General features: G+C 62.5%; 20 protein-coding genes. 10 read left to right on the top strand and 10 right to left on the bottom strand.

Annotation, left to right across the window (positions count from 1 at the left end):
• Positions 1-279: 279 nt before the first annotated feature.
• Both GL4_RS08550 and glnA read left to right on the top strand, forming a co-directional pair.
• Complete coding sequence (locus tag GL4_RS08550) at positions 280-618, top strand: P-II family nitrogen regulator (RefSeq protein ID WP_045366679.1); 339 nt, start codon at positions 280-282, stop codon at positions 616-618.
• Between the two features lie 115 nt (positions 619-733).
• A complete protein-coding gene (gene glnA, locus GL4_RS08545; RefSeq protein ID WP_045366677.1) occupies positions 734-2,143 on the top strand; it encodes a type I glutamate--ammonia ligase in 1,410 nt (469 codons plus the stop codon).
• Between the two features lie 164 nt (positions 2,144-2,307).
• Here the strand turns inward: glnA and GL4_RS08540 are convergent, their stop codons facing one another.
• Complete coding sequence (locus GL4_RS08540; RefSeq protein ID WP_045366675.1) at positions 2,308-2,613, bottom strand: hypothetical protein; 306 nt, start codon at positions 2,611-2,613, stop codon at positions 2,308-2,310.
• Positions 2,614-2,715: 102 nt separating this feature from the next.
• Positions 2,716-3,270, bottom strand: a complete 555-nt coding sequence (locus tag GL4_RS08535; protein ID WP_045366673.1) for a thioredoxin family protein — start codon at positions 3,268-3,270, stop codon at positions 2,716-2,718.
• Positions 3,271-3,410: 140 nt separating this feature from the next.
• On the opposite strand from GL4_RS08535, the gene phnD reads away from it, so the two are divergent.
• The 6 genes from phnD to parE all read left to right on the top strand — a co-directional run bounded on the left by phnD (position 3,411) and on the right by parE (position 11,290).
• Complete coding sequence (gene phnD / locus GL4_RS08530) at positions 3,411-4,355, top strand: phosphate/phosphite/phosphonate ABC transporter substrate-binding protein (protein ID WP_082025782.1); 945 nt, start codon at positions 3,411-3,413, stop codon at positions 4,353-4,355.
• A gap of 102 nt (positions 4,356-4,457) precedes the next feature.
• Positions 4,458-5,288 carry a phosphonate ABC transporter ATP-binding protein gene (phnC, locus tag GL4_RS08525; RefSeq protein WP_045366671.1) on the top strand — a complete coding sequence of 277 codons (831 nt, stop codon included), beginning with the start codon at positions 4,458-4,460 and terminating at the stop codon, positions 5,286-5,288.
• Entirely contained in the window at positions 5,285-6,088 is an 804-nt protein-coding gene (phnE, locus tag GL4_RS08520) for a phosphonate ABC transporter, permease protein PhnE (protein ID WP_045366668.1), read from the top strand. The genes phnC and phnE (GL4_RS08520) overlap by 4 nt, the downstream gene beginning before the upstream one ends.
• Entirely contained in the window at positions 6,088-6,903 is an 816-nt protein-coding gene (gene phnE / locus GL4_RS08515; protein WP_045366666.1) for a phosphonate ABC transporter, permease protein PhnE, read from the top strand. The genes phnE (GL4_RS08520) and phnE (GL4_RS08515) overlap by 1 nt, the downstream gene beginning before the upstream one ends.
• 73 nt (positions 6,904-6,976) lie before the next feature.
• Positions 6,977-9,073, top strand: a complete 2,097-nt coding sequence (locus GL4_RS08510; RefSeq protein WP_045366664.1) for a PhoX family protein — start codon at positions 6,977-6,979, stop codon at positions 9,071-9,073.
• Between the two features lie 150 nt (positions 9,074-9,223).
• The gene (gene parE / locus GL4_RS08505) at positions 9,224-11,290 is read left to right on the top strand and encodes a DNA topoisomerase IV subunit B (protein ID WP_082025580.1); all 2,067 of its coding nucleotides are present in this window, start codon (positions 9,224-9,226) and stop codon (positions 11,288-11,290) included.
• Positions 11,291-11,321: 31 nt separating this feature from the next.
• Here parE and GL4_RS08500 read toward each other — a convergent pair whose 3' ends face one another.
• Positions 11,322-11,795 (bottom strand): methyltransferase family protein, encoded by a 474-nt coding sequence (locus GL4_RS08500; protein WP_045366659.1) that lies wholly within the window; start codon positions 11,793-11,795, stop codon positions 11,322-11,324.
• A 245-nt stretch (positions 11,796-12,040) separates the two neighbouring features.
• On the opposite strand from GL4_RS08500, the gene GL4_RS08495 reads away from it, so the two are divergent.
• A complete protein-coding gene (locus GL4_RS08495; protein ID WP_045366656.1) occupies positions 12,041-13,486 on the top strand; it encodes a DEAD/DEAH box helicase in 1,446 nt (481 codons plus the stop codon).
• Positions 13,487-13,505: 19 nt separating this feature from the next.
• On the opposite strand, the gene GL4_RS08490 is transcribed toward GL4_RS08495, so the two are convergent.
• The 7 genes from GL4_RS08490 to GL4_RS08460 form a co-directional block, all read right to left on the bottom strand.
• The gene (locus tag GL4_RS08490) at positions 13,506-13,871 is read right to left on the bottom strand and encodes a HesB/IscA family protein (protein WP_244462593.1); all 366 of its coding nucleotides are present in this window, start codon (positions 13,869-13,871) and stop codon (positions 13,506-13,508) included.
• Positions 13,872-13,953: 82 nt separating this feature from the next.
• Positions 13,954-14,445, bottom strand: a complete 492-nt coding sequence (locus tag GL4_RS08485) for an SUF system Fe-S cluster assembly protein (RefSeq protein ID WP_425283169.1) — start codon at positions 14,443-14,445, stop codon at positions 13,954-13,956.
• 32 nt (positions 14,446-14,477) lie between these two features.
• Entirely contained in the window at positions 14,478-15,728 is a 1,251-nt protein-coding gene (locus GL4_RS08480) for a cysteine desulfurase (RefSeq protein ID WP_052464794.1), read from the bottom strand.
• Between the two features lie 18 nt (positions 15,729-15,746).
• Positions 15,747-17,093 (bottom strand): Fe-S cluster assembly protein SufD, encoded by a 1,347-nt coding sequence (gene sufD, locus GL4_RS08475; RefSeq protein ID WP_045369796.1) that lies wholly within the window; start codon positions 17,091-17,093, stop codon positions 15,747-15,749.
• A gap of 12 nt (positions 17,094-17,105) precedes the next feature.
• The gene (sufC, locus tag GL4_RS08470) at positions 17,106-17,864 is read right to left on the bottom strand and encodes a Fe-S cluster assembly ATPase SufC (RefSeq protein WP_045366649.1); all 759 of its coding nucleotides are present in this window, start codon (positions 17,862-17,864) and stop codon (positions 17,106-17,108) included.
• A gap of 63 nt (positions 17,865-17,927) precedes the next feature.
• Positions 17,928-19,400 carry a Fe-S cluster assembly protein SufB gene (sufB, locus tag GL4_RS08465; RefSeq protein ID WP_045366647.1) on the bottom strand — a complete coding sequence of 491 codons (1,473 nt, stop codon included), beginning with the start codon at positions 19,398-19,400 and terminating at the stop codon, positions 17,928-17,930.
• Between the two features lie 54 nt (positions 19,401-19,454).
• On the bottom strand, positions 19,455-20,606 hold the full coding sequence (locus GL4_RS08460) for a cysteine desulfurase family protein (RefSeq protein WP_045366644.1): 1,152 nt from the start codon (positions 20,604-20,606) through the stop codon (positions 19,455-19,457).
• 309 nt (positions 20,607-20,915) lie between these two features.
• Between GL4_RS08460 and GL4_RS08455 the strand changes: the two genes are divergently transcribed.
• Positions 20,916-21,599, top strand: coding sequence for an alpha/beta hydrolase (locus GL4_RS08455; protein WP_045366641.1), 684 nt, complete (start codon positions 20,916-20,918; stop codon positions 21,597-21,599).
• Positions 21,600-21,696 lie beyond the last annotated feature (97 nt).

Raw genomic sequence — 21,696 nt, 5'->3', positions numbered from 1 at the left:
AGATGAGAGCTTCGAAACACCAAGCCATTGGCCGGTGAAGTCTTGGGGGGCGTTGCATCTGCCTAGTTTTTATGCGTACTGCCTATTGCGTCGCCATCAACTTGACCCGCGTCGCCTCCACATTTTGCGTAAATCTTCTAAGATGATGATTCTGTGTATTAATCGTCCGCCCATTAGATTGGCATAGGGTGTGCTAAGGCTTGGTCCTGACTACGATCTGCGAGGCGGTGCACGACGCGGCAAGGCGCTGCAACACTAGACTGGGAGGTATTACGGAGAATGAAAAAGATCGAAGCGATCATCAAGCCGTTCAAGCTTGATGAAGTGAAGGAGGCTCTTCAGGAGATTGGTCTTCAGGGCATTACCGTCACTGAAGCCAAGGGCTTCGGCCGTCAGAAGGGTCACACCGAACTCTATCGCGGCGCCGAATACGTGGTGGATTTCCTGCCAAAAGTGAAGCTTGAGCTCGTGCTCGTGGACAACATGGTCGACAAGGCCGTCGACGCAATCGTGTCGTCGGCGAAGACCGGCCGCATCGGCGATGGAAAGATCTTTGTCTCCCAGGTCGAGGAGGCCGTGCGCATTCGCACCGGCGAGACCGGGGACGATGCCATCTAATCGCAATTAGACTGGCCCATCTGCCCCATTTCACTCATAACTCTCACATAACTGGAGCAACCTGTCGCCGCCTCGTACGAGGCGGCGAGGGTGTCATTCGTGGAAGGGAGAGAAAATGGCAGACGCAAGTAGCACCGCCAAAAAGATCAAAGACGAAGAGATCAAATTCGTCGACCTGCGCTTCACTGATCCCAGGGGCAAGATGCAGCACGTCACGATGGATGCGAGCCTCATGGACGAGGAAGCGTTCGCCGAAGGCGTGATGTTCGACGGCTCCTCGATCGCCGGTTGGAAGGCGATCAACGAGTCCGACATGAAGCTGATGCCGGACTGCAATTCAGCCGTCATCGATCCCTTTTTCGCGCAGAGCACGCTCGCCGTCTTTTGCGACGTTCTCGAGCCGCTGACCAACGAGCCCTACGAGCGCGATCCGCGCGGCATCGCCGGCAAGGCTCAGGCGTATATGCAACAGACCGGCGTGGGCGACACGGCGGTGTTCGGCCCCGAAGCCGAGTTCTTCGTATTCGACGACGTGCGCTTCTCGGCCGAGCCGTACAATTGCGGTTTTCGGGTAGACTCGACGGAACTGCCGACCAATACGGGCACGGAATACGAGATGGGCAATCTCGGTCATCGTCCGCGCACGAAGGGCGGCTATTTCCCGGTGCCGCCGGTCGACTCCGCGCAGGATCTGCGGTCGGAGATGCTCTCCGTCATGGCGGAGATGGGTGTCGTCACCGAGAAGCACCACCACGAGGTGGGCGCGGCCCAGCACGAGCTTGGCATCAAGTTCGGTCCCATCATCCAGACCGGCGATGCCATGCAGATCTACAAGTACGTGATCCACAACGTGGCCCACGTCTACGGCAAGAGCGCCACCTTCATGCCGAAGCCGGTCTTCGGCGACAACGGCTCGGGTATGCATGTGCATCAGTCGATCTGGAAGGACGGCGGCCCGACCTTCGCGGGCGACAAATACGCGGATCTGTCCGATACCGCCCTGCACTACATCGCGGGCATTCTGAAGCACGCCAAGGCGCTGAACGCCTATACCAACCCGAGCACCAACTCCTACAAGCGGCTGGTCCCGGGCTATGAGGCACCGGTGCTCCTGGCCTACTCCTCGCGTAACCGCTCCGCGTCCTGCCGTATCCCGCTCGGCACGGGTCCGAAGTCCAAACGCGTCGAGGTCCGCTTCCCCGATCCGACCGCCAATCCGTACCTCGCCTTCTCGGCGATGCTGATGGCCGGCCTCGACGGCATCGAGAACAAGCTCGATCCGGGTTCGGCGATCGACAAGAATTTGTACGACCTCCCGCCGGAAGAGCTGGAGAAGGTTCCGACCGTCAGCGGCTCCTTGCGCGAGGCGTGCGAGTCGTTGGACGCGGATCGCGCCTTCCTCAAGAAGGGCAACGTGTTCACCGACGACGCGATCGATGCGTATCTCGAATTGAAGATGGAAGAGGTGGAGCGCTTCGAGATGATGCCTCACCCGGTCGAGTACGACATGTACTACAGCGTCTAGCCGTACCCCGGCACAATACGCTTTAAACGAAATCGGGGGCGGCCGCGAAATGCGGACGCCCCCTTCTCTTCGCCCGGCCTTGCGGAACCTATGGCCTTATTCTTCCGCATTCCCCCGTCGGATGCGAAAACCATTCGGTTCCTACCAGGCTCCCCCAAACTGCTCTATGTCGTACCGGTTCCGAGCGCGAAGGCCGCAAGAACCAGAAGTGCTGAACCCGCAAAAAGCCACGTCTTGTTATCGCCGGCCCAAGCTCCGAACGCTGGCGGTACGCTGACGGTCGCCTCACGGCAGATCGAATAAACCGCGCCCCCTACAACCATGGCGAGGACCCACACCGGAGCGTCGGCGCCGAGCCCGCCGTGCCCCGCGTCGACAAGCATCACGTCCGCGTCTGCGGCGCCAAAGTTAATGGCGCCAAACAGTGTGGCGGCGGCTGCCCCGGCAATTGCTGCGTAACGCATCAGCATGACGCTCGAGATCCTCTCAAATTCGACACGAATTTTAGGGAGCAGCGAGTAAAGAAACGGGAAAGCGATACGCTTAAGTGCTGGTTAATTGCGGCGGCGGCGTCAGGCCGCTTTCCACTTGATCGAGCACCCGATGGAGGCGGTCTGATCCTTTGGCCCGCGCCCGGTTTCCGCGATCTTTTTCATGGCTTCGAACAGCTCCCGCCTGACGTCAGGGCCCGCGGGATCGCGGCCGCTTGCGTCCAGCCGGCCGCGGTATTGCAGTTCGAGATCGGCGTTGAAGCCAAAAAAGTCGGGCGTGCACATCGCGTCATAGGCATGGGCGACGTCTTGGCTCTCGTCGTGGAGATACGGGAAGGTGAAGCCGTGCTGCTCTGCGAAGCGTTTCATGTTGTCGTATGAATCGTCCGGATGGGTCGTTGCGTCGTTCGAACAGATCGCAACCGTGTTCACACCGAGGGCTTCCAGCTCGCGCGCGTCGCGAACGATGCGGTCGACAACGGCGATGACGTAGGGACAGTGGTTGCAGATGAAGGCGACGAGCGTGCCGTTCGGCCCCTTCAACTGGTCGAGCGTGTGGGTCTTGCCGTCGACGCCGACCAGGCAGAAGCCAGGGGCCTTCCAACCAAAATCACAGACAGGGGGACGTTCGGCCACGGCTCTCTCCTCTTCGCAAATTGGTCACGACGGGCCATTAGCGTCAGCCATCGTGTGTGTCTATAAGTCCCGCTGCCGCGCAAAAACCAATGAGCGCGCGGGGATCTGCGGACGGAAACCGAAGGACGGCTCCCATGATGATGCGCTTTCTCGTTTCGCTGATCCTTACGGCGGTTTTGTGCCTGCCGGCCAATGCGGCTTTCCAGCTCGACAGCCGCTACCAGGACAATGACGGCGACCTGATCGCCGACATTCCGGCGGACCCCGCGAACCAGGTCGATCCGTCCACGCTGATTTTCGCCTATACGCCGGTGGAGGATCCGGCGGTCTACGTGGACGTGTGGAAAGAGTTTCTCGACCACCTGTCCGAGGTCACCGGCAAACCCGTGCAGTTCTTTCCGGTGCAGTCCAACGCAGCGCAGATCGAAGCCATGAGGGCCGGACGTTTGCACGTGGCCGGTGTGAACACCGGCTCCAATCCGCTCGCAGTGGCTTGCGCCGGCTTCCGGCCCTTCACCATGATGGCGAGCGATGACGGCAGCTTTGGCTACGAGATGGAGATCATCACTTATCCGGGCTCGGGCATCGAGAAGCCCGAGGACCTGAAGGGACGCGTGCTCGCCTTCACCGCGGAGACGTCGAACTCCGGGTTCAAGGCGCCATCGGCGCTGCTCAAGTCCGAATTCGGCTTGGAGCGCGACAAGGACTTCACGCCCCGCTTCTCCGGCGCGCACGACAACTCGATCCTCGGCGTGGCCAACAAAGACTACGATGCGGCCGCTGTCGCCAACTCGGTCAAGGCCCGGATGATCGACCGAGGCCTCGTCACGGAAGACCAACTCAAGACCATCTACACCTCGCAGACGTTCCCCACGACGGGGTTCGGCGTGGCCTACAACCTCACGCCCGAACTTCAGGACAAGATCAGGCAAGCGTTCTTCTCCTTCGATTGGAAAGGCACCAAGCTGCTGGAAGAGTTCTCGAAATCCGGCGACACCAAGTTCATCCCGATCTCGTTCAAGGACGACTGGGCCGTCATCCGCCAGATCGACGAAGCCAACGGCGTCACCTATACCTGCAACTAGACTGGCCGTTGCGGCAGGGTTTGACGGCGTCTTTGCGCGGCTCCCCCCTTTCTCTTACGATGCGCGCCACCCACGGCCCGACAGGCGTCGCCCGGACAGGATATGCTGCGCGTTTCCTCACTTTCAAAACGGTACAAGGGCGGCGATGAGGCGCTGCGGGGCGTCTCCTTCGACGTGCCGGCGGGTCAGGTCGTGGCTCTGATCGGGCCCTCCGGCTCGGGCAAGTCCACGCTCATCCGCTGCATCAACCGTCTCGTGAAACCGAGCGGCGGTACCGTCGAACTGAACGGCACGGACATCACGCGTCTCGGCGGCCGGGGCCTCCGCCGCGCCCGGCGGCTCATGGGCATGATCTTCCAGGAATATGCGCTGGTCGAGCGGCTGACCGTGATGGAGAACGTCCTGTCCGGGCGGCTTGGCTACGTGCCCTTCTGGCGCTCGTTCCTGCGGCGCTTTCCGCAAGGCGATGTGGACAAGGCTTTCGCGCTTCTCGACCGCGTGGGGCTGGCCGACCATGTCGACAAGCGGGCAAGCGACATGTCCGGCGGCCAGCGGCAGCGGGTGGGCATCGCCAGGGCGCTCGAACAGGACCCGGCACTGCTTCTGGTGGATGAGCCGACCGCGTCGCTCGATCCCAAGACCGCGCGCCAGATCATGCGCCTCATTTGCGAGGTCTGCCGCGAGCGCGGCCTGCCGGCGATCATCAGCATGCATGATGTGCCGCTGGCCAAGATGTTCGCGGATCGCGTCATCGGCCTCAGCGCAGGCGAGATCGTTTTCGACGGCCTTCCCGCGGCACTTGACCGGGCGGTGCTCACTGAGATCTACGGCGAAGAGGACTGGACGCAGATCCACGCCGACGAGCAAGCGGCGACTCCGGATACGCCCGAAGACCGGCACGACCGCGAAGAACGCATGGCCGGGCTGACATGAGGCCCGCCGCGCCGTCCGCCGGCTGGTCCCGACCGCAGCTCATCCGCAATACATGGCTTCGCTGGGGGCTCTATCTCGGCTTGGTCCTGTATCTGATCGCCGCACTCTCGACGCTGGACGTCAACTGGCAGCGCGTGCTCGACGGGGTCAGCAATGGCTGGCGCGTCCTCGAAGGCTTCTTCACGCCCGATTTCACGTCGCGCTCGCGTGATATCTGGCAGGGCATGGTGGAGAGCCTGACCATGACGGTGACGTCCACCCTGGTCGGCTGCCTCATCTCTATCCCCATTGGACTTGGCGCCGCGCGCAATATCGCGCCCCTGCCCGTCTATGCGGTCTGCCGCTCCATCATCGCCCTTTCTCGCGCGTTCCAGGAAATCATCATCGCCATTCTGTTCGTCGCCATGTTCGGCTTCGGACCCTTCGCCGGCTTCCTCACTCTCTCCTTCGCCACGATCGGCTTCATGGCGAAGCTGCTGGCCGAAGACATCGAAGACATCCAGGAGGCGCAGGCCGAGGCCATCCGGGCGACCGGCGCGACGTGGTGGCAGGTCGTCAATTACGGCATTCAGCCTCAGGTCATGCCGCGCCTGATCGGCCTGTCGCTCTACCGGCTCGACATCAATTTCCGCGAGAGCGCGGTGATCGGCATTGTCGGCGCGGGCGGCATCGGCGCCACGCTCAACACGGCCATGTCGCGCTACGACTACGACACCGCCGGCGCGATCCTCCTCATGATCATCGCCGTGGTGCTCGTCGCCGAATACGCGTCCAGCCACTTACGTAGGTGGGTGCAGTGATGCCGGTGACCCCGCAAGACGGCCGACTTCTGTGGCAGCGCCGCACGCCGCTCGCCCAATGGGCGATCTGGTTCGGCTGGCTCGCGCTCGCCGTCCTGTTCGTTTTCAGCTGGCAGGTCATGAACAAGAACACGATCTGGCTGTTCGTGGAGGATGCCCCACGGCAAGCCGCCGATCTGCTGTCGCGCGCCTGGCCGCCCCGCTGGTCCTATCTCGATCGCCTCTGGGGTCCCCTCTGGGACACGATCAATATCGCTACGCTGGGAACGGGGCTCGGGATCGTGCTGGCGACGCCCGTCGCGTTTCTGGCGGCCCGCAATACGACGCCGAGCGCGGCCCTGCTCCGCCCACTGGCGTTGCTGATCATCGTGGCCTCGCGGTCCATCAACTCGCTGATCTGGGCGCTGCTGCTGGTCGCGATCATCGGGCCGGGCCTCCTCGCCGGCATCATCGCCATCGCCCTGCGGTCGATCGGCTTCATCGGCAAGCTGCTCTACGAGGCTATCGAGGAGATCGACGAGACCCAGGTCGAGGCCGTGCGTGCGACCGGCGCCTCGGGCTGGCAGATCATGGACTATGCCGTCTGGCCTCAGATCGCGCCCGCGTTCGCGGGTATTTCCGTGTTCCGCTGGGACATCAATATCCGCGAGTCCACGATCCTCGGGCTCGTGGGTGCGGGCGGCATCGGGCTTCAGCTCCAATATCCCCTGTGTGCCTTGGCCTGGGCCGAGGTTACCGTCATCTTCATCGTTATTCTGGCCACGGTCGCCGTGTCTGAGTGGGTCTCAGCGAAGGTTCGCGCGGCGATCATCTAGTCCACGACGGTTGCATGGCTGTCATACTACGCGTGCAGGCTGTCTTGCCTGGATGTGCATACGGAGGTCGTCGATGCCGGGTTCCCGAGATCTTCCCAGTTGGGCTGCCGCCATGGAGGCGATCGACGACACGCCGGCCAGTCCTTCCGACGGGGACACGATTGGCGACGTCATCGCCCGCCGGTATAACCGCCGCGACTTTGTCAAAGGCGCACTCGGCGTTACCGCCGCCACGGCGCTATTCGGCCCGGCTGCCCTCGCCGCTCCCAAGACCGCCTGTGTGGCGGAGAGCGAACCCGGCGCGTTCACGCCCCCCAGCTTCGCCTTCGACGAGATAGAGGCCGGCGCCGATGACAACCATCATGTCGCCGAAGGGTACGACGCGCTCGTTCTTCTCAGCTGGGGCGATCATCTCGGCAAGCCGAAGGAAGACGCGCCCTTTGAGCCATTGAAGCAGTCGGGCTCGGAGCAACGTGAACGGTTCGGCTACAACAACGATTACATCGCGTACTTCCCGATCGACGGAAGCAGCGAGCACGGACTGTTGTGCGTCAACCACGAATATGCCGAGGCGACGCACATGTTCCCGGGCGTCGAGACCCTCAAGGACGACAAGAACCGCGACTCCGTCGACGACGATATGGTGGACGTCGAAATGGCCGCGTTGGGCGTGAGCGTCGTCGAGATCAAGAAGCTCGATGGCAAGTGGACGGTCGTCTACGGCAGCCCCCTGAACCGGCGCATCACCGCAAACGAGCCGATGGCCCTGGATGGTCCGGTCGCGAACGACGAGAAAGCCCTTAAAAGGCTCCGCACCAAGGACGATCCCGACGGACGCAATTTGCGTGGCACCGTCGCCAACTGCGCCGGCGGCAAGACGCCTTGGGGAACCTATCTGGCTGCGGAGGAAAATTTCCACTACCTCTTCTGGACTGAGAAGAAAGACGCCAACGGAGATCCGCATATCGAAGGCGATCACTCGGACTATCCGGCAAATTACAGGCGCTATCAGGTTCCCAAGCGGGGCACGCCGTGGGGCCGAAAGTACCCCCGCTTCAATGTCGACGAGGAACCGAACGAACCCAACCGGTTCGGATGGATTGTGGAAATCGACCCTTACGACAAGCACTCAAAGCCGGTGAAGCACACCGCGCTCGGGCGCTTCTTCCACGAGGGAGCCGAAACCGTCCTCAGCAAGAAAAACAAGGCCGTCGTTTTCACAGGCGACGACGCAAAGAGCGAGTACGTCTATCGCTTCGTCAGCGATGGGACGTATGTCGATGACGCGTCCAAGAAGGCCGAGAACATGAAGCTGCTGTCGGCGGGCACGCTTTCCGTTGCCAGATTCAATGACGACGGCACCGGTGAGTGGGTCGCCCTCACGCCCCAGAATTGCGGTGGCGACCGGCAAAGTGGCGATGGCTGGTTCTGCAGCCAAGCCGACATCCTGATCGACGCTCGCCTGGCTGCGGATCAGGTCGAGGCCACAAAGATGGACCGGCCCGAAGACGTGCAACCCAACGAGAAGACGGGGCGCGTCTACGTCATGCTGACCAACAACGTCGAGCGGAACGCGTCGACCGTGAACCGCGCCAATCCCCGCGCGAACAACAGATTCGGCCACGTCATCGAAATCATCCCCGACGACGCGGATTTCGGCGCCAACCGCTTCACCTGGGACATCCTGGTCCGGTGCGGCGACCCGGATCGCGTGGAACTCGGCGCGTATTGGAATGCCGCGACATCCAAGAACAGCTGGTTCGTTTCGCCCGACAATGCCACGGTGGATTGTCAGGGCCGGCTGTGGATCGCTACGGACCAGGGCCGGTATTGGCAGCAGACCATGCACGCGGACGGACTCTACGCCCTGGAGACACACGGCATCCGGCGCGGGACGCCGCGCATGTTCTTCCGTGTCCCCGTTGGCGCCGAACTGTGCGGGCCCTGTTTCACGCCGGACGGCGAAACGCTGTTCGTCGCGGTGCAGCACCCCGGCGCCGACGGCATGAAAGGCTACTGCGACGGCCGCACCGACTCCAAGTTCGACTGCAGCAAGGAAGCCAGCTTCGACAACCCCGCGACCCGATGGCCGGACTTCCAGGAGAATATGCCTCCCCGCCCCTCCGTCGTCGCCATCACCCGGACGGGCGGCGGCAAGATCGGCGGCTGATGCCGGCCGGCTTTAGGCGCCCGTTGAGCGGGAGACACCGTGGCCCTTGAAAATGCCGGGTCTCCGTGCGAGCTAGAATCGCGTTCCAAACGTCACTGATTCTCTGTTTTTCGAGGGTGCCGACGCGCCCCCGCCAGGAGGACTCCACCGATCGCACCGAGACGAAAATCCTCAGCCGCGAACGACCTGTTCGACGCCCCGCCGTCCAACGCCGCGCGCGCCAAGCCTACGCAAGAGAAGGCGCCAGCAAAGCACAAGGCGAGGAGCAGTGGTGGCGAGGACGGGTATACCGCCGCGGATATTGAGGTTCTCGAGGGTCTTGAGCCCGTCCGGAAACGTCCGGGCATGTATATCGGCGGGACCGACGAAAAGGCGCTGCACCACCTCTTCGCAGAGGTGCTGGACAACGCCATGGACGAGGCGGTGGCGGGCCATGCCAGCCGGATCGAGGTATCGCTCGATAAGGACGGCACGCTGACGGTGTCGGACAACGGCCGCGGCATCCCCATCGACCCTCACCCGAAATTCAAGAAGAAGTCCGCGCTCGAAGTCATCATGACGACCCTGCATGCGGGCGGCAAATTCGACTCGAAGGTCTACGCCACGAGCGGCGGTCTGCATGGCGTCGGCGTGTCTGTGGCTAACGCGCTGTCGGAAAGCCTGGAGGTCGAAGTCGCCCGCGGCCAGAAGCTTTACCGGCAGACCTACACGCGCGGCATTCCAGACGGCCCCTTGGAAAATCTCGGCTCCATCAACAACCGTCGGGGCACACGCGTGCGCTTCCGTCCCGATCCGCAAATCTTCGGCAAAGGCGCCGCGTTCAAGCCAGTCCGCCTGTTCCGCATGGCGCGCTCCAAGGCCTATCTGTTCCGGGGCGTCGAAATCCGCTGGTCGTGCGACAGATCCCTGATCTCCGCCGGCAGCGACGTTCCCGAAAAGGCGGAACTGCACTTCCCGGGTGGGCTCAAGGACTTTCTCGCCGACAGCATCAACGGCCAAACCACCGTCACCAATGACATATTCGCGGGCCGCGTGGAAAAGGCCGAAGGCCACGGCTCGGTGGAATGGGCGATCTCCTGGGTCGCGAGCGCGGACGGATTCATTAGTTCGTACTGCAACACGGTGCCGACGCCCGACGGCGGCACTCACGAAGCGGGCTTGCGCGCCGCCCTCACCAAGGGCCTGAGAGCGTACGGGGAGCTCACGGGTGTGAAGCGCGTCTCGCAGGTGACGGGCGACGACGTGCTCGGTACCGCCGCGGCGATGCTGTCGGTTTTCATTCGCGAGCCAGAGTTCCAGGGGCAGACCAAGGATCGCCTGGCCACGCAAGAAGCCGCCAGGATCGTCGAAAACGCCGTGCGCGACGCCTTCGATCACTGGCTCACCGGACATCCAAACCAAGCCGGCAAGCTGCTTGACTGGGTGGTGGACCGCTCCGAGGAACGTCTTCGCCGCCGCAAGGAGAAGGAGGTCAGCCGGCAGACCGCCACGCGGCGGCTTCGGCTCCCCGGCAAGCTCGCCGACTGCTCATCCACGGGGGCCAAAGGCACCGAGATCTTCATCGTCGAGGGCGACTCCGCGGGCGGCTCCGCCAAGCAGGCCCGCGACCGGGCCACCCAGGCCGTGCTGCCCTTGCGCGGGAAAATCCTGAACGTCGCCAGTGCGAGCTCCGCCAAGCTTGCCGACAATCAGCTCCTTGCCGATCTCATCCAGGCGCTCGGCTGCAATACCCGGACCCGGTACCGGGAGGAAGATCTACGCTACGAGAAGGTGGTCGTCATGACCGATGCGGATGTGGACGGCGCGCACATTGCCTCGCTCCTGATCACCTTCTTCTTCCAGGAGATGAAGGGCCTCATCGAGAATGGTCACCTCTATCTCGCCGTGCCGCCGCTCTACCGGCTGAGCCAGGGCGCCAAGACCGCCTATGCCCGTGACGAGGCCCACAAGGACGCGCTGATGAAGGAGGTCTTCAACGGCCGCGGCAAGGTCGACGTGAGTCGTTTCAAGGGCTTGGGTGAAATGCTTCCCAAGCAACTGAAGGAGACGACCATGGACCCGGCCTCGCGCACCCTGCTGCGCGTGGAGATCGACGACGAGGATCGGCCCGGCACCACCAAGACCGTCGACCAGCTCATGGGCAACAAGCCCGAGGCCCGATTCAAATTCATCCAAGAACGGGCTGCCTTCGCCGAAACCGAAGACCTGGATATCTGACGCAATCTGCGGTGAGTGCGCGCCGGCGGCCTCAGAGCCAGCGCGGGACCTGGCTCATGTAGCTGCGGTAGGCGTCGCCGAATTTCCAGCTGAGGTAGTCTTCCTCGCGCTTCACCACGCCCCGGTGGAGGATGATCGTCGCCGGGACGAGCAGCAGCAGCATCCAAATACTGGTGAGCACCAGGCACAGGCCGAAATAGATCAGGATCAGACCGATATAGATCGGGTTCCGCGTGACCTTGTAGATGCCCTCCTTCACGAGCACCGTCGACGGCTCACCGGGTGCGACGCTGGTCCCGGCCTTGTAGAACCGCCGGGCCGGAAGAATCGCCAGGACGAAGCCCACCGCTACGAAGACCAGTCCAACCGTGAGCCCGAGCCCGTTCGGCCTCGCAAGGCCCGGCCCGATCGGGAACCAGAGCGTCAGAACGTAGCCAAGCAAAAGAGCGCCGAGAAATAGGATCGGCGGCTTGATGGCAACGTCGGCGTAGTCTTTCTTCCTCATCGACTTCTCTATCCTGTTGAAACCGCCAGGCGCGGTGCGATGTTCTTAACGCTCGGAACAACTGCGAACTTTTGCCCCTTGCGCGTTTCGGCAATGCCGCCTATGTCATTCTCAAGCTATCAACGGTCATGTGGCCGTAACGATCGGGTGCTGTGTTGAACGCGTCCGGCCAAACGTAACAGCTAATCTTTGTAGCGATAGAACAAGACGCAAGGCCAGTGCCAGCGTCGCATTTTTGCTAACTCATGAGCTTTTCAAATCTTGGCTTAAGCCCAAAAGTCGAATCTGCGGTCGAAGCGGCCGGGTTCGATACGCCGACTCCTATTCAAGCCCAAGCGATACCCGTGGCCGTCTCTGGCCGCGATGTCTTGGGGATCGCACAAACCGGTACCGGTAAGACGGCTTCCTTCGTGCTCCCCATGCTGACGCGCCTCGAACGCGGACGGGCCAGAGCGCGGATGCCGCGAACGCTGATCTTGGAACCCACACGCGAACTCGCCGCCCAGGTCGCCGAAGCCTTCGAACTTCTCGGCAAGAACCACAAGCTGACCGTCGCACTCCTGATCGGCGGCGTCTCCTACGAGGAGCAGAACAAGAAACTGGACCGTGGCGCCGATGTCGTGATCGCCACGCCGGGCCGCCTCCTCGACCATATGGAACGCGGCAAGCTGCTGCTGAACAGCATCGAGATTCTCGTGGTCGACGAGGCGGACCGAATGCTCGATATGGGGTTCATCCCGGACATCGAGCGCATCTGCAAGGTCCTCCCCTTTACCCGGCAGACTCTCTTCTTCTCCGCGACCATGCCGCCCGAAATCCAGCGCCTCGCGGACAATTTCCTGCATACGCCGGAGCGCATCGAAGTCGCCCGGCCCGCCTCGGCCGCATCGACGATCACGCAGCGTCTGAAGAAGACGGGCGATCAACCGGCCGAGAAGCGCGAAGCCTTGCGCGGCTTGATCCGGGAGGAAGACGTCAAGAACGCCATCATCTTCTGCAATCGCAAGAAGGATGTGGGTGTCGTTTTTCGGTCACTGCAGCGTCACGGCTTCACTGTGGGCGCGCTGCACGGCGACATGGATCAGCGGCAGCGCACAGCAACGCTCGATGCCTTCCGTAACGGTGAGATTCCCCTCCTCGTCGCCAGCGACGTGGCCGCCCGAGGGCTCGACATTCCGGCAGTGAGCCATGTCTTCAACTACGACGTTCCGGTCCATCCCGAGGACTACGTGCACCGCATTGGGCGCACGGGCCGAGCTGGACGTGAGGGTCACGCCGCGATGCTTGTGACGCCGAAGGACCACAAGGCCCTGAAGGCGATCGAGGCCCTGTTGCGCGAGGAAATCGCGTGGGTCGATGGTGAGCCTGATCCGCAGGAGGCCGAGGAAGCCAAGAGCGCCGGCCGTGATAACGGACGCGGACGCCGCCGCGGGGGCCGGTCCCGCCGCAGCGGTCAGAAGTCGTCGGAGGCGAAGACCGCCGAACCGGCCAAGCAGCAGCAAGCCGACCGCAAGTCCACGGACGGCGATGCGCGACCGGCCTCCAAGTCGAAACCTGCGCCGAAACCTGCATCCAAGGCGAAAGCGAATTCGGCAGGCAAGTCCCGGTCCGGCCAAGGCCGCGATAAGCAGCCCGTGGGCATGGGCGACCACGTCCCCGCATTCATGATGCGGCCCGTACGCGCAACCTAGGTTTTTTCGGATAGCGCGGCTATTCCGCGATATTCGCCGGCTGGGGATCCGGCTGACCTGCGGGTTTGAGCATCACAGACTCGCCGCAGCCACAGGCGCTGGTCTGGTTCGGGTTGTTGAAAACGAACCCCGACCGCATCTGACTGACCTGGTAGTCCATCTCGGTTCCGAGCAGAAACATCAGAGCCGACGGATCGATGAGGATGGTCACGCCCTTGTCCTCGACGACTTCATCGTGGGGCTTGCGCTCGGCGGCGTACTCCATCGTGTACTCCATGCCGGCACAACCACCGTTCTTGATGCCGATGCGAACGGCCTCCATCTCCGGGCCCGAGGCGGCACCCAGCTTACGCAGGCGCTCGGCAGCGGCTTCGGTGATACTCATGGCTTGGGGGCGCGGTCGATTGGTCATGCTTCAAAAATGGGACGGATTCCCTGGCACTTCAAGTGCCTAGAATCTCAAAGGCCTAGAACATATTGAGGGCGAGACGCGCCTCGTCGGACATCCGCGACATGTCCCAAGGCGGATCGAACACCAAATTGACGTCGACCTGCCCGACTCCCGGCACGGACGAGACCGCGTTTTGGACCCAGCCGGGCATTTCGCCTGCAACCGGACAGCCCGGCGCCGTCAGTGTCATCTCGATTTCGATATTCCGGTCGTCATCGACGTCGATCTTGTAGATCAGGCCGAGCTCGTAGATATCGACGGGAATTTCAGGGTCGAACACCGTTTTCAACGCGCTGACGAGATCGCCGTGCAGCCGCTCGAGCTCATCGGGCGGAATCGAAGACGGCGCGTCCTCGGCAAAGGGCGAAGGATCCGGCGCAGCGCCGGGATCGCCAGCCTCACGCGCTTCAGCCGCAGACTGAATATGACCCGGCACGGACTGAGAGAGCCCCGGCGACATTTCGTTCGGGATGTCTGCGTCTTCGCTTCGTTGAGTCTTTTCAATCATCTGGGAAGCCTTCCTTAGGGCCCACCTTAGCCCTAGGCGAACATGGCGCGCACCTTGTGCAGCGCGTCCACCAATCGATCCACATCGGTTTGGGTATTATACATGGCGAAAGATGCCCGGCATGTCGAGGTGACACCGAAACGCGCCAGCAGCGGCTCACAGCAATGTGTGCCGGCCCGGACGGCCACACCGTAGCGGTCCAGGATGGTGCTGACGTCATGCGGGTGGGCCCCATCGACCTCGAAAGAGACGATCCCGCCCTTCCCTTCAGCCTGACCGTAGATCTTCAACCAGTTCAATTCGCTCAGCCGATCCATGGCGTAGGCCAAGACCTTGTGCTCATGGGCGGCAATGTTTTCCCGGCCGATGGACTCGACATAGTCGATCGCGGCACCCAGCCCAATCGCCTGAACGATCGCCGGCGTGCCCGCTTCGAAGCGATGCGGCGGTGTCGCGTAAGTGACCTCGTCCGTGGTGACGTAGCCGATCATCTCGCCGCCGCCCTGATACGGCCGCATGGCCTCCAGCAGGTTCTTCTTCCCGTAGAGAACGCCGATGCCCGTGGGGCCATAGAGCTTGTGGCCCGTGAAGGTATAGAAGTCGCAATCGAGATCGCGCACATCGACAGGTAGATGCACCGCCCCTTGCGCGCCATCGACCAGCACGGGCACGCCATGATCGTGAGCGATCCGCACGACTTCCTTGATCGGAACAATCGTGCCGAGCACGTTCGACATCTGAGTGATCGCGATCATTTTCGTGCGCGGCGAAATCAGCTTCTCGAACTCATCGAGCAGGAACGTTCCGTCGTCGGCGACCGGCGTCCATTTCAGTACCGCGCCTTGGCGCTCGCGCAGGAAATGCCACGGCACGATATTGGAGTGGTGCTCCATGATCGTGATGAGGATCTCGTCGCCCGCCTCGATACGCGGCGATCCGAACGACGAGGCCACGAGGTTGACCGCCTCGGTCGCGTTCCGGGTGAAGATGATCTCTTCGTCGTGGGCCGCGTTCAAAAAGGCCCGCACCTTGCCGCGCGCCTTCTCGAAATTCTCGGTCGCCAAATTCGACAGATAGTGAAGCCCCCGATGGACATTCGCGTACTCGGCCGAATAGGCCTGAGTGATCGCGTCGATCACCTGGAGCGGCTTCTGCGCCGACGCGCCATTGTCGAGATAGGTCAGCGGCTTGCCATGCACCGTCTGCGACAGGATGGGGAAATCCGCCCGGATGCGCTCGACGTCGAACGAGGCCGCTTGTGAATCACTGGACGATGGGGACATGACGTTCATCGGGTTCCCCTACTGCGCCGGCGTGCCGAGCCACTCGGCGGCAACGGCGGTGAATGCTTCCCCAATGACCTCATCGTCCAAGGCCTCGAATGCCTCGCCGACAAAAGCCTGGATCAGCAGTGCCCGCGCCTGCGCCTCGGGAAGGCCGCGCGCGCGCAGATAGAAGAGGAGTTCCTCGTCGATTTGGCCCGACGTGGCGCCATGACCGCAGACGACGTCGTCGGCAAAAATCTCCAGCTCCGGCTTCGAGTCGAACTCGGCCGTTTCGGACAGGAGCAGCGCCTGGGACATCTGCTTGCCGTCGGTCTTTTGGGCGTCTTTGGCCACGATGATCTTGCCCTGGAACACGCCCCGGGCCTCGTCGTTGAGGACGAGCTTGAACAGTTCGCGGCTCTCGCAGGCCGGGACGTTGTGCTCGACCACCAGCGTCGTGTCGCAATGCTGGGTCCCGCGCGCCAGGGTAGCGCCGGAAATATCCGTGGTGGCGTTCTCGCCGTCGAAGCGGACATAGACCTGATTGCGCGCCAGCGCGGCGCCCATCGAGACCTGGAACGCGTTGTAGCGTGCCTCCGCACCAATAGTGGCCGCCCACACGTTCAGATGAATCGTTTCAAGGGCTTCGCGCTGCAGCTTGAGGTGATGAATCGCCGATTTCGCCGCCAGTGACACCGTCGTGACAGCATTGCGCTGTAGCCCTGCGACACCAAACGTGCCGAAGCTCTCGATGAGGGTCGCGGAGGCGCCCTCCTCCGCGACAACAACGTTGCGCGTGTAGATCGAGCCGGCCTTGCCGGGTGCGTCGAGATGGATCAGGTGGATCGGCTTCTGCAGCGTCAGGCCGTCAGGCAGGCGCACAGCGACGCCTGCCGTCATCAGGGCCGTATTGAGCGCGATCACCACATCGTCACGACGGCCGCCGGCTTCCTCGAGGCTCGCCTTCAGCCACGAAGGGGGAGACTCCAACATCTGCGCGAGCGGCGCGATCTCCACACCGGCCTTGCGCAAGCCCTCGACATCCGAAAGATCCGCGCGGAACTCGCCGGCGGCAACGACCAGACGGTAGGCCGGCAACGTCATGAACGCCTTGCCGATGGCCATTTCCAGATCAGCGTCGCTCACGGCAACGTCCGCTTCGGCCAGAAGCGGCGGCACGCTGTCTAGCGCACCGCGCAGATCGGTGTACTTCCATTCCTCGACGCGGCGATGGGGCAAGCCGAGACCCGCATAAGTCTGGATCGCGCCTTTCCGAGCGGCTGCGATCGCCGCATCGCCGGGCAATGCGTCCGCCGCGTGCTCAAAGAGATCGAGCAGGTCCTGCTCGGCCTTGGTCGTGAATTGTTGGACGGGTACGTCCATCAGCATGCTCCTTTACGCCGCCGAGGCTTCGTCTTGGCCGTAGTCGGCGTATCCGGATTTCTCGAGCTCAATGGCAAGCTCCGGGCCACCCGAGCGCGCGACGCGGCCCTTGGACAGCACATGCACCCTGTCCGGCACGATGTAGTTCAGAAGCCGCTGGTAATGGGTGATCACGAGCATGGAGCGCTCCGGCGACCGCAACGCGTTCACGCCTTCGGAGACGATCCGCAAGGCATCGATGTCAAGACCGGAATCCGTCTCGTCGAGAATGCACAGCCCCGGCTCCAGCAAGGACATTTGCAGGATCTCGTTGCGCTTCTTCTCGCCGCCGGAAAATCCGACATTGAGCGGCCGGCGCAGCATCTCGATATCGATCTTCAGGTGTTTCGCCTTCTCTTTCACGGTGCGCAGAAAGTCCGGCGTCGAAAATTCCTCCTCGCCGCGCGCCTTGCGTACTGCGTTCACGGCGCTTCGCAGGAAGGTCATGGTCGCAACGCCCGGAATCTCCATCGGGTATTGGAAGGCGAGAAAGACGCCGGCGGCCGCGCGCTCGTCCGGCTCCATTTCGAGCAGGTCTTGGCCATTCCAGGTGACCGAGCCTTCGGTGACTTCGTAGTCTTCCTTGCCCGCGAGCACGTAGGACAGCGTCGACTTGCCCGAGCCGTTCGGGCCCATAATCGCGTGGACCTCGCCGGCCGGCAGCGTCAGATCGAGGCCCTTCAGGATTTCGCGCCCGTCGACTTTGGCGTGGAGGTTTTTGATCTCAAGCATCAATTGGTCTTTCTAAAGTCTTGGTCTTGAATCGCTTTGCGAGGATGGAAGAACGCGCGCGGACTAACCCACGCTGCCTTCCAACGAAATGCCGATCAGCTTCTGCGTTTCGGCCATGAACTCCATGGGCAGCTGCTGCAGCACATCGCGGACGAAGCCGTTCACGATGAGCGCCACGGCTTCCTCTTCTGAGAGGCCACGGCTCAAGCAATAGAAGAGCTGATCGTCGGAAATCTTCGACGTGGTCGCCTCGTGCTCGAACGTAGCCGAGGAATTTTTCGCTTCGATATACGGGATCGTGTGCGCGCCGCACTTGTCGCCAATGAGAAGCGAGTCGCAGCAGGTGAAGTTCCGCGCGTTCGTGGCCCTGCGATGCGCCGAGACAAGACCGCGATAGGTGTTGTCGGAATATCCAGCGGCGATGCCCTTGGAGATGATGCGGCTCGACGTGTCGCGGCCGAGATGGATCATCTTGGTGCCGCTGTCGACCTGCTGATAGCCGTTCGAGATCGCGATCGAGTAGAACTCGCCGCGGCTGCCATGGCCGCGCAGAATGCAGGACGGATACTTCCAGGTGATGGCCGATCCGGTCTCGACCTGCGTCCAGGAGATCTTCGAGCGATCACCGCGGCAGTCGCCGCGCTTTGTCACGAAGTTGTACACGCCGCCCTTGCCTTGTGCATCGCCCGGATACCAGTTCTGGACGGTCGAATATTTGATCTCGGCATCTTCCAGCGCGACCAGTTCCACCACCGCCGCATGCAGCTGGTTCTCGTCGCGCATGGGCGCTGTGCAGCCTTCGAGATAGCTCACGTAGGAGCCTTTGTCGGCGATGATGAGCGTGCGCTCGAACTGACCCGTATTCTCTGCATTGATGCGGAAATAAGTCGACAGCTCCATCGGGCAGCGGACGCCTTCCGGCACGTATACGAACGATCCGTCGGAGAACACGGCCGAGTTAAGCGTCGCGTAGAAATTGTCCGTGATCGGCACGACCGATCCCAGATATTTCTTCACGAGATCGGGGTGGTTCTTCACCGCCTCGGAAATAGAGCAGAAGATCACGCCGGCCTTGGCCAACTCCTCGCGGAAGGTCGTGACCACGGAGACGCTGTCGAAGACGGCATCGACAGCCACCTTCGGCGCGCCCTGGACGCCCGCGAGCACTTCCTGCTCTTTCAGCGGGATGCCGAGCTTCTCATAGGTCTTGAGCAGTTCCGGATCGACCTCTGCGAGGCTCTTCGGCCCTTCGGTGCTCTTTGGCGCCGAGTAATAGTAGAGATCCTCGAAGTCGATCTTCGGATAGTGCACCCTCGCCCAGGTCGGCTCCGTCATCGTGCGCCAGCGCTTGTAAGCCTCAAGCCGCCATTCGAGCATCCATTCGGGTTCGCCCTTCTTGGCCGAAATGAAACGAACGATGTCTTCGTTCAGCCCCTTGGGGGCCATGACCGATTCAATTTCGGTCGAGAAGCCGTACTTGTACTTGTCGACGTCGATTTCTTTGACGCGTTCAACGGTTTCTTCGACTGCAGGCATCGTCTTCTTCCCAATCTCTTTTCGATCTAGAGCGGCCGGAACGGCGACCTTGCGCTACGCCGCTGCTTTCTCGTCTTTCCTAAGCCGTTTCACGAGGTCGCCAAACGCACCTAGGAAGCTTTGGATATCGTTATCGCAACTGCGAAAACCAAGGCTGACCCGGATCGCGGCACGCGCCGCCTCCGGAGCCGCTCCCATCGCCGTCAGTACGTGCGACGTCTCGACTTTGCCGGACGAGCACGCGCTTCCGGCACTGACGGATACGCCGGCGAGGTCCAAACCGATCACCAGCGTTTCCGCCTTCAGGCCCGGCACCGCAATCAACGACGTATTCGGCAACCGCGCCACGGAGTGCGCGAAAACCACAGCGTCCGGCGCGATGGTCCGCACGCCCTCTTCGAGCGCGTCGCGAAGCCGTGCGACGTCGCCCATAGCCGGCAACTCCTTGGCCGCCAGGTCCGCGGCAACCCCGAAGCCGACAATGCCGGCCACATTCTCCGTGCCCGGACGGCGGCGGCTTTCCTGTCCGCCGCCGGTCATCAGCGGCTGAACGCTCGCGCCTTCCGCCATAACCACGGCGCCGACACCCTTTGGCCCGCCAATCTTGTGGGCCGAAAGCGTCAAGAGGTCCGCGCCCAGCGCGCTCATGTCGAGCGGCAGCCGCCCGGCCACCTGGACCGCGTCCGTATGCAGAACGCCACCCGCTTCGTGGACGACCGCGGCTGCCTCCGCGACCGGCTGTACGGCGCCTGTCTCATTGTTCGCCGCCATCAACGACACGAAAGGACGGCTTCCCTCCGGGACCTCTTCGGCCAACGTCCGCGCAAGGCTCTCCAGATCGACGAGGCCAGCGCTCGTCACCGGCAGAACTGTCCGTGCGCCGGCGCCGAAGCGCCCGCCCGCCAGGACGGAAGGATGCTCGATCGACGAAATGAATGCCTTCCAAGCCCCTCCGCCCGCCGGCGGTGCCAACGCAAGCGCATTCGCCTCCGTACCGCCGCTCGTGAAGATAACGTCTTCGGGCCGAGCATGGACGAGAGCGGCGACCTTGACGCGGGCTTCCTCGACCGCCGCCCGAGCAGCGCGCCCTTCCGCATGGACGGACGAGGGATTGCCCACGAGGGCCAACGCGTCGCTCATCGCCTCGCGGACTTCTGGCCGCAAGGGAGCAGTCGCATTGTGGTCGAGATAGGCGCGCTGGTTCATGCTCTTTCGAAGCCGGAGGACTGATTTCAGCCCCGTAGGCCCTTCTAGGCGGTTATCGCTTGCACGAGCCCCTGTAGCCCGTGCTAAGAAGCCCGGCCTGACAGTCGGCTCGTTCCTTGCGCCCAGCTTGATCGGAACGGCCTTGTTTGGAACAATTCTAATCTCTTGTGTTATAGGATTCGGACCGGGCCAAGTCAAGCAATGCGGCGGCGGCAATCGCGCGGCGGAGCCTGAAAATCCAAAAAACCGGCCCCATATACGCAGGAACAATCCTGTCTGCTCCGCAGACTAGCCGAGGCTCTAACATTTATGCCTGAAGTCAATATTAGCGGCCCAGCCGGCCGGATCGAAGCCCGCTACCACCATCAGCCGGCAGCAAATTCTCCGGTCGCCTTGATTCTGCATCCCCACCCGCAATTCGGCGGGACGATGAACAATCAGGTCGTCTACCACATGTATTACGCGTTCCAAAAGCGGGGCTTCTCGGTACTGCGCTTCAATTTCCGCGGCGTTGGCCGCAGCGAAGGCCTGTTCGACAACGGTCCTGGCGAGCTCGCGGATGCGGCGACTGCGCTCGACTGGCTTCAGGCCTACAATGCCGACGCCCCGTCGTGCTGGATTGCAGGCGCCTCCTTCGGCTCCTGGATCGCCATGCAGCTTCTGATGCGTCGCCCGGAAATCGAGGGCTTTATCTGTGTCGCGCCGCCCGCGAACCTCTACGACTTCTCGTTTCTGGCCCCTTGCCCGTCCTCAGGCCTGATGGTCAATGGCGCGAAAGATCGAGTCGTTCCAACTGAATCCGTGCGCGGGCTCGTGGAAAGGCTGAAGACACAGAAGGACGCCATCGTCGATCATGCGACCGTCCCCGATGCCAACCATTTCTTCGAAGACCAGATGGAAGGCCTCATGGAGGTCATCGACGGCTACCTCGACAAGCGCCTCGGCAAGCCCAGGCCGCAAAAGGGCAAGGCCAAGAAGGAGTCGGCAGCGTAGCCTGCCTGACACCGCCCCCGCGGGCAGGTGCCCCTGATTGCGAGCGTGCATTCGTGATCGTGCATTGACGCGCCAAACCTGTTAGACGCTCGGGCGG

Source organism: Methyloceanibacter caenitepidi (genome assembly GCF_000828475.1).
Classification (GTDB): domain Bacteria; phylum Pseudomonadota; class Alphaproteobacteria; order Rhizobiales; family Methyloligellaceae; genus Methyloceanibacter; species Methyloceanibacter caenitepidi.
This window is presented reverse-complemented; position numbering and strand designations above follow the sequence as displayed.

Excerpts from the sequence above, each read along its gene's own strand:
- GL4_RS08550 (WP_045366679.1), top strand. The coding sequence starts at position 280 with ATGAAAAAGATCGAAGCGATCATCAAGCCGTTCAAGCTTGATGAAGTG.
- glnA (WP_045366677.1), top strand. The coding sequence starts at position 734 with ATGGCAGACGCAAGTAGCACCGCCAAAAAGATCAAAGACGAAGAGATC.
- GL4_RS08540 (WP_045366675.1), bottom strand. The coding sequence starts at position 2,613 with ATGCTGATGCGTTACGCAGCAATTGCCGGGGCAGCCGCCGCCACACTG.
- phnD (WP_082025782.1), top strand. The coding sequence starts at position 3,411 with ATGCGCTTTCTCGTTTCGCTGATCCTTACGGCGGTTTTGTGCCTGCCG.
- phnC (WP_045366671.1), top strand. The coding sequence starts at position 4,458 with ATGCTGCGCGTTTCCTCACTTTCAAAACGGTACAAGGGCGGCGATGAG.
- phnE (WP_045366668.1), top strand. The coding sequence starts at position 5,285 with ATGAGGCCCGCCGCGCCGTCCGCCGGCTGGTCCCGACCGCAGCTCATC.
- phnE (WP_045366666.1), top strand. The coding sequence starts at position 6,088 with ATGCCGGTGACCCCGCAAGACGGCCGACTTCTGTGGCAGCGCCGCACG.
- GL4_RS08510 (WP_045366664.1), top strand. The coding sequence starts at position 6,977 with ATGCCGGGTTCCCGAGATCTTCCCAGTTGGGCTGCCGCCATGGAGGCG.
- GL4_RS08500 (WP_045366659.1), bottom strand. The coding sequence starts at position 11,795 with ATGAGGAAGAAAGACTACGCCGACGTTGCCATCAAGCCGCCGATCCTA.
- GL4_RS08495 (WP_045366656.1), top strand. The coding sequence starts at position 12,041 with ATGAGCTTTTCAAATCTTGGCTTAAGCCCAAAAGTCGAATCTGCGGTC.
- GL4_RS08490 (WP_244462593.1), bottom strand. The coding sequence starts at position 13,871 with ATGAGTATCACCGAAGCCGCTGCCGAGCGCCTGCGTAAGCTGGGTGCC.
- GL4_RS08485 (WP_425283169.1), bottom strand. The coding sequence starts at position 14,445 with ATGATTGAAAAGACTCAACGAAGCGAAGACGCAGACATCCCGAACGAA.
- GL4_RS08480 (WP_052464794.1), bottom strand. The coding sequence starts at position 15,728 with ATGTCCCCATCGTCCAGTGATTCACAAGCGGCCTCGTTCGACGTCGAG.
- sufD (WP_045369796.1), bottom strand. The coding sequence starts at position 17,093 with ATGGACGTACCCGTCCAACAATTCACGACCAAGGCCGAGCAGGACCTG.
- sufC (WP_045366649.1), bottom strand. The coding sequence starts at position 17,864 with ATGCTTGAGATCAAAAACCTCCACGCCAAAGTCGACGGGCGCGAAATC.
- sufB (WP_045366647.1), bottom strand. The coding sequence starts at position 19,400 with ATGCCTGCAGTCGAAGAAACCGTTGAACGCGTCAAAGAAATCGACGTC.
- GL4_RS08460 (WP_045366644.1), bottom strand. The coding sequence starts at position 20,606 with ATGAACCAGCGCGCCTATCTCGACCACAATGCGACTGCTCCCTTGCGG.
- GL4_RS08455 (WP_045366641.1), top strand. The coding sequence starts at position 20,916 with ATGCCTGAAGTCAATATTAGCGGCCCAGCCGGCCGGATCGAAGCCCGC.